General features: G+C 69.5%; 12 protein-coding genes. 5 read left to right on the plus strand and 7 right to left on the minus strand.

From position 1 onward, the window contains the following. Nucleotides 1–1,163: M2 family metallopeptidase (locus ACILRF_RS10875; RefSeq protein ID WP_395672755.1), on the plus strand; the 1,163-nt coding region annotated here is incomplete at its 5' end. A 3-nt stretch (nucleotides 1,164–1,166) separates the two neighbouring features. On the opposite strand, the gene ACILRF_RS10880 is transcribed toward ACILRF_RS10875, so the two are convergent. From ACILRF_RS10880 to ACILRF_RS10905, 6 genes are all read right to left on the minus strand, one after another. Next, complete coding sequence (locus ACILRF_RS10880; RefSeq protein ID WP_395672757.1) at nucleotides 1,167–1,751, minus strand: DUF4893 domain-containing protein; 585 nt, start codon at nucleotides 1,749–1,751, stop codon at nucleotides 1,167–1,169. A gap of 109 nt (nucleotides 1,752–1,860) precedes the next feature. Beyond that, nucleotides 1,861–2,364, minus strand: coding sequence for a hypothetical protein (locus tag ACILRF_RS10885; RefSeq protein WP_395672759.1), 504 nt, complete (start codon nucleotides 2,362–2,364; stop codon nucleotides 1,861–1,863). An 84-nt stretch (nucleotides 2,365–2,448) separates the two neighbouring features. Next, nucleotides 2,449–3,294, minus strand: a complete 846-nt coding sequence (locus tag ACILRF_RS10890) for a DUF2189 domain-containing protein (RefSeq protein ID WP_395672761.1) — start codon at nucleotides 3,292–3,294, stop codon at nucleotides 2,449–2,451. Between the two features lie 141 nt (nucleotides 3,295–3,435). Further along, a complete protein-coding gene (locus ACILRF_RS10895) occupies nucleotides 3,436–4,287 on the minus strand; it encodes an SDR family oxidoreductase (protein WP_395672763.1) in 852 nt (283 codons plus the stop codon). After that, a complete protein-coding gene (locus tag ACILRF_RS10900) occupies nucleotides 4,287–5,054 on the minus strand; it encodes an enoyl-CoA hydratase-related protein (protein WP_395672765.1) in 768 nt (255 codons plus the stop codon). The genes ACILRF_RS10895 and ACILRF_RS10900 overlap by 1 nt, the downstream gene beginning before the upstream one ends. Next, entirely contained in the window at nucleotides 5,051–6,115 is a 1,065-nt protein-coding gene (locus ACILRF_RS10905; RefSeq protein ID WP_395672767.1) for an MBL fold metallo-hydrolase, read from the minus strand. Before ACILRF_RS10905 ends, ACILRF_RS10900 begins: the two co-directional genes overlap by 4 nt. Nucleotides 6,116–6,207: 92 nt before the next feature. Between ACILRF_RS10905 and ACILRF_RS10910 the strand changes: the two genes are divergently transcribed. From ACILRF_RS10910 to ACILRF_RS10925, 4 genes are all read left to right on the plus strand, one after another. Then, nucleotides 6,208–6,633 (plus strand): ribonuclease H, encoded by a 426-nt coding sequence (locus ACILRF_RS10910; protein ID WP_395672769.1) that lies wholly within the window; start codon nucleotides 6,208–6,210, stop codon nucleotides 6,631–6,633. Between the two features lie 268 nt (nucleotides 6,634–6,901). Then, nucleotides 6,902–7,465, plus strand: a complete 564-nt coding sequence (gene petA / locus ACILRF_RS10915) for a ubiquinol-cytochrome c reductase iron-sulfur subunit (RefSeq protein WP_395672771.1) — start codon at nucleotides 6,902–6,904, stop codon at nucleotides 7,463–7,465. A gap of 5 nt (nucleotides 7,466–7,470) precedes the next feature. After that, nucleotides 7,471–8,775: a cytochrome bc complex cytochrome b subunit gene (locus ACILRF_RS10920; protein WP_395672773.1), complete on the plus strand. Its 1,305-nt coding sequence runs from the start codon at nucleotides 7,471–7,473 to the stop codon at nucleotides 8,773–8,775. Nucleotides 8,776–8,782: 7 nt separating this feature from the next. After that, a complete protein-coding gene (locus ACILRF_RS10925; RefSeq protein ID WP_395672775.1) occupies nucleotides 8,783–9,631 on the plus strand; it encodes a cytochrome c1 in 849 nt (282 codons plus the stop codon). 126 nt (nucleotides 9,632–9,757) lie between these two features. Here the strand turns inward: ACILRF_RS10925 and ACILRF_RS10930 are convergent, their stop codons facing one another. Continuing rightward, on the minus strand, nucleotides 9,758–10,522 hold the full coding sequence (locus ACILRF_RS10930; RefSeq protein ID WP_395672777.1) for a hypothetical protein: 765 nt from the start codon (nucleotides 10,520–10,522) through the stop codon (nucleotides 9,758–9,760). Nucleotides 10,523–10,705: the final 183 nt, after the last annotated feature.

Raw genomic sequence — 10,705 nt, forward strand, 5'->3', positions numbered from 1 at the left:
CCGACGCCTTCGCCGCCGAGACGGACCGGCTGTGGAAGCAGGTCGAGCCCTTCTACCGCAACCTGCACTGCTACGTGCGGGCCCGGCTGAACGACCAGTACGGCGACGCCGTCCAGCCGCGCTCCGGTCCGATCCGCGCCGACCTGCTGGGCAACATGTGGGCCCAGCAGTGGGGCAAGATCTACGACGTCGTCCAGCCCAAGGGCATCACCTCCAGCTATGACCTCGACAGGCTGCTGGTCGAGAAGGGCTACGAGCCGGTGAAGATGGTCCGCACCGGCGAGGCCTTCTACTCCTCGCTCGGCTTCGCACCCCTGCCGCAGACCTTCTGGGAACGCTCGCTGATCACCCGGCCGCAGGACCGCGAAGTGGTCTGCCACGCCTCGGCGTGGGACGTCGACGACAAGGACGACATACGCATCAAGATGTGCACCAAGGTGAATGCGGAGGACTTCTCCACCATCCACCACGAGCTCGGCCACAACTACTATCAGCGGGCCTACAAGGATCAGCCGGTCTTGTTCCGCGGCGCGGCCAACGACGGCTTCCACGAGGCGATCGGCGACTTCGCCGCCCTATCGGCCTCGACGCCGACCTACCTCAACCAGATCGGCCTGCTCGACAAGGTTCCGGGGACCGAGGAGGACATCCCGTTCTTGCTGAAGATGGCGCTCGACAAGATCGCCTTCCTGCCGTTCGGCCTGCTGGTCGACCGCTGGCGCTGGCAGGTGTTCTCCGGCGAGACCAGCCCTGAGGAATACAACGACGCCTGGTGGAAACTCCGCCTGCAGTACCAGGGCCTGGCCCCGCCGACCGCCCGCCCGGCCGACGCCTTCGATCCCGGGGCGAAGTACCACGTGCCCGGCAACACGCCCTACACCCGCTACTTCCTGGCCCATATCTACCAGTTCCAGTTCCACCGCGCGGCCTGCAAGCAGGCCGGCTGGAAGGGCCCGCTGCACCGCTGCTCGGTCTACGGCCAGAAGGAAATGGGCCAGCGGTTCAATGCCATGATGGAACTCGGCCAGTCGCAGCCGTGGCCGGACACCCTGAAGACCTTCACCGGCGAGAGCCGCACCGACGCCAGCGCCGTGGCGGACTACTTCCAGCCGCTCAACACCTGGCTGGTCCGCCAGAACAAGGGCGAGAAGTGCGGCTGGTAGCGGTCAGCGCTTCAACTCGATGATGTCGAGGGTGGACTCCACCTTCGGATAGGGCAGCACCAGGCGGTAGTGGTTCGGGCCGATCCGCTCGAAGACGCCCGCCTGGTCGCGCTCGGGGTCTCGGCCATAGGCGGCGTCACGCTCCTGGCCCCAGGCGACCGCGCCCAGGTAGACGAGCCGCCGACGGGTCTGCGGGTAGAGGTTGCCCATCGGCCGCTGCGAGCCGGTGGTCTTGCGCAGCGTCAGGTCGCCGCCGGGGCTCAGGGCCACCCGGCATTGGAACCAGCCGTAGGCGATGGCGCCGGCCCCGCTGCCGGCCTGCCCGACGCCGAGCTTGATGGTCCGGCAGCGGTAGGCGCCCGGCGCGGGCTCCGGCCGCGTCAGCGCGCCGCCCGGCCGGACGACGGCGCCCAGCCGGGCCAGGTCACGTGGGGCGCTTTCCTGCCGCGCCTGCGCCCAGGCCTGATCGAGCTGCGCGACCCGGAGGACATCCTCGCGGGTGGCGTCGTCGCGCCAGTTGGCCGAGGCGGCGAAGCCGCTGGTCGCGGTGAGCGCGGCGGCGGCGAGAGTAAGGGCGGCGATCTTCATGCCGCTACCCAACGCTCCGCCAGCTGAACCGTGCCTGAGCCAGCGCCGGCAAAGAAAAACGGCGCCGCGGTGAGGCGGCGCCGTTTCGCTGTTCAGTGCTGCGGCTGGATCAGTCGCACTTCACCGGATGACCGCGGGTATGACCGGTGTAGGAAGTGATCTTCCAGCCGTCGGCGGCCTTGCCGAGGATGTAGGTCGTGCCGCCGACCGACATGACGCTGCCGTCCTTCTTGTAGCGGGTGTTGTAGCCGCTCACGATCGCCGCGTTGGGGTTCAGGGCGCAGACGTTCTCGACCGTGTACTCCGACTTGCCCCAGTCGCGCGAGATCAGGTCTTTCAGCGAGGCCTCGAAGTTGGCGAGGGACTCGGCGTCGGTCGAGAAGGCGCGCGGGCCCTGGCCGCCGATGATGATCCACGGCGTGGTGAAGGAGCCGCCCGGCAGCGCCTTCATGTTGTGGGCGCGGAAGTGCGCATAGTACTGCTCGACCGCGGCGGCGGCCTCGGTCTTCACCTGCTGCTTCTGAGCGTCGGTGAACTGCTGCTGGGCCTGGGCGGCGCCGGCGGTCAGGCCCAGCACGGCGGCGGCCGCGATGGCGAGTTTGCGAACGGACATTGTTTTTTACTCCCTCCCGAGGACGGAGATCGCCTCCGCCATAGGGGCGGGATTTCGACGGCCCGGACGGCTGGAGTCAACTGCTCAGGCTACGACTTTCCGATAGAGGCGCCAGCTCGCGTGGCCGAGCACCGGCAACACCACGATCAGCCCGAGCAGGGCGGGCAGGGCGCCGAGCACCAGCATTCCGGCGACGATCAGGCCCCATAGCGCCATGGTCGCCGGGTTTTCGGCGACCACCTTCAGCGAGGTGCGGATCGCCACGTCGAGGTCGACTCCGCGGTCGAGCAGCAGCGGGAAGGAGACGATGCTGACCGCCAGGGCGACCAGCGCGAAGACGAAGCCGACCGCGATTCCGATCAGCGCCATGGCCCAGCCTTCACCGCTGGCGAACACTTCGGCGAGGAAGCTGCGCACGGTGACCGGCGGTGCGTCGGCGAAGGCGATCAGGCTCACTTGGTAGGCGGCGGCCAGCCAGCCGACGAACAGCGCGACCAGGATCAGCCCCATGCCGACGATGGCCGGCAGGTTCGGCGAGCGCAGCACGGCGGCGGCGTCGAGCCAGGTGGCCGGCTCGCCACGCTCGCGCCGGCGGCTGATCTCATAGAGCCCGACGGCGGCTAGCGGGCCGAGCAGGGCGAAGCCCGACAGCAGCGGGAAGATCATCGGCAACAGATCGTAGCGCGCCGCCGCCAGCGCCAGGACCAGGCCGGCCAGCGGATAAAGGATGACGATGAACACCACGTCGTCGCGGGCGGCGGCGAAGTCGGAGAGGCCGCCGCGCAGGGCGTCCTTCAGGTCGCCGACGCCGACGCGGCGCACCTGCGGCGTCGTCCGCGCCGCGACCGGATCACGATGGATCAGCGGGCCGTAAGGTCGGCCAAGGCCGCGCAGGACGTACTCAAAGGGGTTGCCGACATGATCCGCCATCGTCCGTCTCCGGCTTTCGAGAGGCGCGGCGGCGCAGGATTTCCCAAGTTCGTCAGAGCCGGGTCCTGCGCCCGCGTCTCACTGGAAATCGAAGGGCGAGAATAGCACCCTCCGCCCTGTCCGCGAAGCGGGAAGGGCGGCTCAGACCGGCGGCGGCGGGATGTCGTCGGGGACGAAGAAGTCTGGCAGCAGGTCGGCGTCCGGATCGATGCGATAGGCCGAGAAATCGCGCACGCCCTCGCCGTAGAGGAAGGTGTCGTCGATCAGGAAATTGCCGGTGAACTCCCGCGACGGCTTGCAGAAGATCGCGTGGGCCGCGTCCGCCATGATCTCCGGGTTGCGGCAGTGCTTGAGACCTTCCTTGCCGGTCAGCGCGAACTCGACCGCCGAGGTGGCGATGGCGGTGCGCGGCCACAGGGCGTTGAAGGCCACGCCGTCGGCGCGGAACTCTTCGCTCATGCCGAGCACGCACAGGCTCATGCCGAACTTGGCAATGGTGTAGGCGACGTGCGGCGCGAACCATTTCGCCGCCATGTCGAGCGGCGGCGACAGCATCAGGACGTGCGGGTTGGCCGCGCGCTTGAGGTGCGGCAGGCAGGCCTTGGAGACCAGGAAGCTGCCGCGGGCGTTGACCTGGTGCATCAGGTCGTAGCGCTTCATGTCGGTCTGCAAGGTGCCTGTCAGGCTGATCGCCGAGGCGTTGTTGACGCAGATGTCGACGCCGCCGAACCGACGGACCGTCTCGGCCACGGCCGCCTCGACCGCCGCCTCGTCGCGGACGTCGACGACGAGCGGCAGGGCATGCCCGCCCGCCGCCTCGATGGCTTCGGCGGCGGTGTAGATGGTGCCGGGCAGGTGTTTGTGCGGCTCTGCGGTCTTGGCGGCGATGGCGATGTTGGCGCCGTCGCGGGCGGCGCGCAGGGCGATCGCCAGACCGATGCCGCGGCTGGCGCCGGTGACGAAGAGCGTCTTGCCGGCCAGCTCTCCGGCCATCAGCCGCCTCCCGTCGTGAAGTTCGGCGCCCGCCGCTGCGCGAAGGCGGCGAAGGCCTCGGCCGCTTCCGGGGAGCGTAGCTGGCGGGCGAAGTGCGTCAGCTCCTCGCCGATCCGCGTCGTCATTCCCTCGGCGTCGCGCATCAGGCCCTTGGTGGCGGCGACCGCGGCCGGCGCGCGGGACGCAACCGCCACGGCCGCCGCGCGCGCCCGGGCCTGGACCTCGGCGGCCGGCAGGGCGGCGTTGGCGATGCCGAGGCTGACGGCGTCGCGGCCGCTGATCGTCTCGCCGAGAACGAAGACGCCGAACGCCCGGGCGTGGCCGATGCGGGCCGGCAGCAACAGGGACGAGGCCGCTTCCGGCACCAGGGCCAGGTTGACGAACGGCGCGCTGAGCTGCGCCTCCTCGGCGATGTAGACCAGGTCGCAGTGCAGCAGCAGCGTCAGGCCGATGCCGACCGCCCGGCCGTGCACCGCGGCGACGATCGGCACCCGCGTCCGGGCCAGGGTGTCGAGCAGCGGCCCGGCTCCGACCCGCTCTCCGCCGGCCGAATAGGCTGCGAACTCGGAGATGTCTGAGCCCGCCGTGAATGCGTCGCCCGCGGCCTGGATCAGGACGCAGCGGATCTCCGGATCGCTGTCCGCCGCCACCAGGCCGTCGTTCATGACCGCGTACATCTCGCTGGTCAGGGCGTTCTTCTTCTCCGGGCGGTTCAGCGTCAGGGTCAGGACGCCGTCGGCGCGGTCGACGGTCACGAACTCGGTCATGCTTGGGCTCCGACCGCGCGCCACCAATCGACGCCGGTTTCATCACGGCTCCGTTCCGCCTCGCCGCGGGCGCGGAGATAGTTGAGGTGCGCGAGGCTCTCGCCGGTGGCGAAGCCCAGCAGGCTGCCGTCCACGGTGCGACGGAACAGCAGCGGGAAGACGTCGACGGCGCGCTTCGGCTCGTCCAGCGCCGCCCGCAGCCGGGCGAGGGCCTTCTCGTGGCCTTCGATCAACTGGTCGATGCGCGCATGCAGGCCGTGGAATGGCTCGTTGTGGGCCGGCAGGGCCAGGACGTCGTCCGGAACGATGGATTTCACCCGCGCCAGCGACGTCAGCCAGTCGTGGAGCGGATCGGCCTCCGGCTCCGTCGGGTGGACGCCGACGTTCGAGGAGATCCGCGGCAGCACCTGGTCGCCGGTGATGATCAGGCCGAGCTCCGGCGACCACAGGCTGGCGTGCTCGGGGCTGTGGCCGGAGCCGACCACGACGCGCCATTCGCGGCCGCCGATGATCAGCACGTCGCCGTCGCTGATCCGGCGAAAACCGTCGGGCAGCGGCGCCAGCATCGAGCCGAACCGCCCGAACCGCTTGCGGTAGGCGTCCAGTTCCGCCTCGGTCCAGCCGGCGGCCCGATAGAAGGCGACGCCCTCGGCCGGCGCCTCGCGGCAGGTGTCGGCGGCCATCACCCGGCAGGTCAGGTACTCCAGGCGCGTCATCCACAGCTCGACGCCGAACCGCCGGGTCAGCCAGCCCGCGGCGCCGACGTGGTCGGGATGCAGGTGGGTGACGACGACCCGTTTCACCGGCCGGCCGCCCAGCGGGCCGGCGAGCACCGTCTCCCAGGCCGCGAGGGTTTCTGCGTGGCCCATCCCGGTGTCCACCAGCGTCCAGCCGTCGCCGTCCTCGAGCGCCCAGCAGTTGATGTGGCCGAGCGGCCCGCCGAGCGGCATGCGCAGCCAGAGGACGCCCGGGCCGACCTCGATCGCTTCGCCGGTCTGCGGAATGCCCGCGACAGGATAGGTCAGCTTGCCGCGCTGGATGTCGGCGATGTCTTTCGGCACAGGGTCACTCCGCAACGGCGGGATTTTCGGACGATGCCGTCGGGGAAGGCAACGACGTTTGCGCGCGGCCTCGACGGTGCTAGGCGCGGGGCATGACTTCGCCGCCCCGCATCTGGCTCGCCGCCGCCCACCATCGCGCTTTCCTCAACGGCGGCTGGGCGTTCGTCGCCGCCGGCGCGGAGACCAGCGGGCAGGCGGGCGGGGAGCGGCGCACGGACCGCGCCGCCATGGTGCGCTCGGGGCTCCTGGCGGCGCTTGACTGGGCGCCGATGGGCGCGGCCACGCTGCATCTGCTGGAGGCCGACGCCAGCACGCTGGCCGAGGTTCTGGCCGATGCGGCCGTGCGCAAGGCGCTGGCCGGCCGCGAACTGCGCCTGGTCAGGGCGGCGAAGGCCGACGGCACGCCGCTGGCCTTCGCTGAGGCCTGGGCCGACCTCGCGGCCGAGCGGGCGAAGGCCAAGGGGCCGTTCCGCGCCCCGATCCCGAAGCCGAACCTGGCCAAGGTGGCGGGGCTCTAGCGGCCGTCTCATCAGCAAGCGTGACGGTTTTCGCAGAATGGCCGGTTGAAAAAGGCGCGCACGCGCTCTAAGCGAACCGCCACGGGACAGACCGGGGGCGATAAGGGCGAATCGCGGAGGTTTTTGCGAATGTTTCGCAAGTAACTTCCAGAGCTTGCCCGCCGAGGACCTGTTCCGCACAGCGGCCTGACCAGACCCCTGGTTGGGCCCAAACGGCTGGGCGCCCCTCGCTTGCTTTCGGGGCCCCGAAGACGAAGGGTAGCTTTAGGTGGCCGACACCGTCGTGGGCGCAAATCCCGATCCGCACGCTCCGGGCTCTCATGGAGACGACCCGAGCCGTCGCGACTTCATTCACATCGCCGCTGGCGCGGCCGCGGCCGGCGCCGTGGTCGGTCTCGCCTGGCCGTTCATCGACCAGATGAACCCGTCCGGCGACACGCTGGCGCTGGCCTCGGTCGAGTTCGACCTGACGAAGGTCACGGAAGGCCAGCAGGTCGTCCTGAAGTGGCGCGGCAAGCCGCTGTTCGTGCGCAACCGCACGGCGGCCGAGATCGCCCGGGCGATCAAGGACGACGGCGCCCCGATGCCGGACCCGCAGCCCGACGAAGCGCGCCACAAGCCCGGCAAGGCCCAGTGGCTGGTGCTGGTCGGCACCTGCACGCACCTCGGCTGCGTGCCGACGTTCGGCGGCGGCGACTACGGCGGCTGGTTCTGCCCTTGCCACGGTTCGCACTACGACACGTCCGGCCGGATCCGTAAGGGTCCTGCGCCGCGCAACCTGGAAGTGCCGACCTGGGACTTCCTCTCCGACACCACGGTCAAGATCGGCTGACATCGATGAGCGGACATTCCACTTACGAGCCGAAGACCGGCTTCGAGCGCTGGATGGACATGCGCCTTCCGATCATTCGGATGGCCCACGACACCGCCCTGGCGTTCCCGACCCCGAAGAACCTGAACTACTGGTGGACCTTCGGCGGCATCCTCGCCGTCATGCTGGTCGTGCAGCTGGTCACCGGTATCATCCTGGTGATGCACTACGTCCCGCACGTGGACCACGCGTTCAACTCGGTCGAGCGCATCATGCGCGACGTCAACTACGGTTGGCTGATCCGCTACATGCACGCCAACGGCGCCTCGATGTTCTTCGTGGCGGTCTACATCCACATCATCCGGAACCTCTACTACGGCTCCTACAAGGCGCCGCGCGAAGTGCTCTGGATCCTCGGCTGCGTGATCTACCTGTTGATGATGGCCACGGCCTTCATGGGCTACGTCCTGCCCTGGGGGCAGATGAGCTTCCACGGCACCGTCGTGATCACCAACCTGTTCGGCGCCCTGCCGATCATCGGCGAGCCGATCACCACCTGGCTGTGGGGCGGCTTCGCCGTCGACAACCCGACGCTGAACCGCTTCTTCTCGCTGCACTACCTGCTGCCGTTCATGATCGCGGGCGTCGTCGCCCTGCACATCTGGGCGCTGCACGTGCCGGGCAACAACAACCCGACCGGCGTGAACGTGAAGTCGGAAGCCGACACGGTTCCGTTCCACCCGTACTACACGGTGAAGGACGGGTTCGCGATCGCGGTGTTCTTCATCATGTTCGCCAGCTTCGTGTTCTATAACCCGAACATCCTCGGCCACGCGGACAACTACATCCCGGCCAACCCGCTGGTGACCCCGTCGCACATCGTGCCGGAATGGTACTTCCTGCCGTTCTACGCGATCCTGCGGGCCATCCCGGACAAGCTCGGCGGCGTCATCGCCATGTTCGGCGCCATCGGCGTGCTGTTCGTGCTGCCCTGGCTCGACACTTCCAAGGTGCGCTCCATGCGCTACCGGCCGACCGCGAAGCTCTACTTCTTCGCCTTCCTGCTGGCGGCCCTGGTGCTCGGCTTCTGCGGCGCCAAGCTGCCCGACGATCCGGTGATCCCGGGCCTCGCCAGCTTCCAGCTCTTCGACGCCAAGCTGAACAGCTTCGTCTGGCTGAGCCGGCTCGCTACCGCCTATTACTTCGCCTACTTCGTCGTGATCCTGCCGATCCTCGGCCTGACGGAAAAAACGCTTCCGCTGCCGGACTCGATCTCGACGCCTGTTCTGTCTCACCCCGCCGGCGCTTCGGCGGTCGAAAAGAAGGGTTGAGCCTAAGATGCTGCGCAAAGTCTCCGCGCTGGCGGCGCTTGGGCTCGCCCTGCTGACGGCCCAGCCGGCCCTGTCGGCTGCTCATCCGGAACACCCGCACAACGTCAAGTGGGGCTTCGAAGGGCCGTTCGGCCGCTTCGACAAGGCCCAGCTGCAACGCGGCTACAAGGTCTATCGCGAGGTCTGCGCCTCGTGCCACGCCATGAGCCTGGTGTCGTTCCGCAACCTTGGTCAGAAGGGCGGGCCGTTCTTCGACGAGAAGTACCCGAACCCGAACGACAATCCGTACGTCAAGGCGCTGGCCAAGGACATCCAGGTCAACGACATCGACACCGAGACGGGCGACACGATCCAGCGTCCCGCCACCTCGGCCGACCGCTTCCCGAGCCCGTTCCCCAACGAGTACGCGGCCCGGGCCTCGAACGGCGGCGCCTATCCCCCGGACCTGTCGGTGATCGCCAAGGCGCGCTCCGGCGGCCCGCAATACATCTACTCGCTGCTGGTCGGCTACGAGAAGCCGCCGGCCGGCCTGACCGTGCCGCCGGGCCAGCACTACAACCCGTTCATGCCGGGCGACGTGTCGGCCTTCTACAAGGGCGACCACAGCCATGTGCCGAAGGGCGGCTTCCTGGCCATGCCGCCGCCGCTCGGCGCCGACAAGGTGACCTTCGACGACGGCACGAAGTCGACCGTCCACCAGCAGGCCATGGACGTGACCGCCTTCCTGACCTGGGCCGCCGAGCCCAAGATGGAAGAGCGCAAGCAGTTCGGCTTCGCGGCGATGATCTACCTGCTGATCCTCACGGTGCTGCTGTGGTTCAGCTACCGCCGTATCTGGCGCAACGTCGCGCACTGACGGCGGGTGACGTCGACGAGACCAGGGGCTCCGGGTAAACCGGAGCCCTTTTCTTTGCGCGGCATCCCTAGGCCTCCGCTCGCCCCCCGCGAACGTCTCTCCCCTCCATGGGGCGGGACAGCTCGCTCAGCGCCCCGGGTGGAGCGCGAGGCGCAGCTCTCCGCGTGGATAGTCGAAGCGCAGGCGCCAGCGGGCCAACACGGGCGCACCGATCGCGCCCGCCGCATCCGTGGCGAGCCCGGCCGGAACGTTCTCGGCCAGCTCGCCGCCGAACGACAGGGCCCGCAACGACGGACGCAGCACGCCGTAGGGATAAGCCTCAGCCGGCAGGGGCCGCGTCCAGGCGTCCGGCAGGCGGACGGGGGCGTCCAGGCCGGTAGAGATCGCGAAGGGGCCACGGAACGCCCTGGGCCCATCCGAGACGGCGGCGGCCACGGTGGGGCGACCGTCGAGCCAAGTCAGCGGCAGCCGCATCCCTCGCGGGGCGGGCGGGGCCTCTCCAGGCCGCGAGAGGCGCAGGCGGCAGGGCGCCAGGTCGAGGTCGAGGACGAAGCCCTTCAGGGCGTCGGCGCCGATGACCCCGGCGATCGGCGTCGGCAGCAGGCCTGTGCGGACGTCGAGGTCGGCGATCGGGATGGCTGGCAGGCTGGCGCGGACGCCCGCCAGACGCACCTCGCCGGCCACAGCCGGGGCCGCGTACCCCATCCCGAGGGCCTGGGTCTCAGCGAGCTGGGTCGCCGCCTGGCCGGTGTCGAGGATGTAGTCGCCGACGTAGCCGGCGACCTCGGCGGTCACCACGACGACGCCGTTGTCGACCCAGCAGGCCTGCTCGGCCGCCGCGGCGGCGGTGGCGGGAGCTAGAAGGACGCAGGCGGTGAGAAGGGCGCGCACGGCGCGATGCTAGCGAGCGCCAGGCTTCGTGGCCACGGCGACGCGGCTACGCCCCCGCCGCGCCCCGGTCCGGCCCGTTCATCGCGAACAGCGCCAGGGTGCGCAGGCGGGCGAGGCGGGCGCTGTCGGCGTGGTGGTGATCGGGCCGGTCGGAGTTGAAGCCGTGACCGGCCCCATAGAGAT

Origin of the sequence: Phenylobacterium sp., assembly GCF_044236515.1 — a bacterium.
Taxonomy (GTDB): domain Bacteria; phylum Pseudomonadota; class Alphaproteobacteria; order Caulobacterales; family Caulobacteraceae; genus Phenylobacterium.

Bases quoted from the DNA above. Each gene is read 5' to 3' on its own strand.
- ACILRF_RS10880 (WP_395672757.1), bottom strand. From the start codon at position 1,751: ATGAAGATCGCCGCCCTTACTCTCGCCGCCGCCGCGCTCACCGCGACC.
- ACILRF_RS10885 (WP_395672759.1), bottom strand. From the start codon at position 2,364: ATGTCCGTTCGCAAACTCGCCATCGCGGCCGCCGCCGTGCTGGGCCTG.
- ACILRF_RS10890 (WP_395672761.1), bottom strand. From the start codon at position 3,294: ATGGCGGATCATGTCGGCAACCCCTTTGAGTACGTCCTGCGCGGCCTT.
- ACILRF_RS10895 (WP_395672763.1), bottom strand. From the start codon at position 4,287: ATGGCCGGAGAGCTGGCCGGCAAGACGCTCTTCGTCACCGGCGCCAGC.
- ACILRF_RS10900 (WP_395672765.1), bottom strand. From the start codon at position 5,054: ATGACCGAGTTCGTGACCGTCGACCGCGCCGACGGCGTCCTGACCCTG.
- ACILRF_RS10910 (WP_395672769.1), top strand. From the start codon at position 6,208: ATGACTTCGCCGCCCCGCATCTGGCTCGCCGCCGCCCACCATCGCGCT.
- ACILRF_RS10920 (WP_395672773.1), top strand. From the start codon at position 7,471: ATGAGCGGACATTCCACTTACGAGCCGAAGACCGGCTTCGAGCGCTGG.
- ACILRF_RS10925 (WP_395672775.1), top strand. From the start codon at position 8,783: ATGCTGCGCAAAGTCTCCGCGCTGGCGGCGCTTGGGCTCGCCCTGCTG.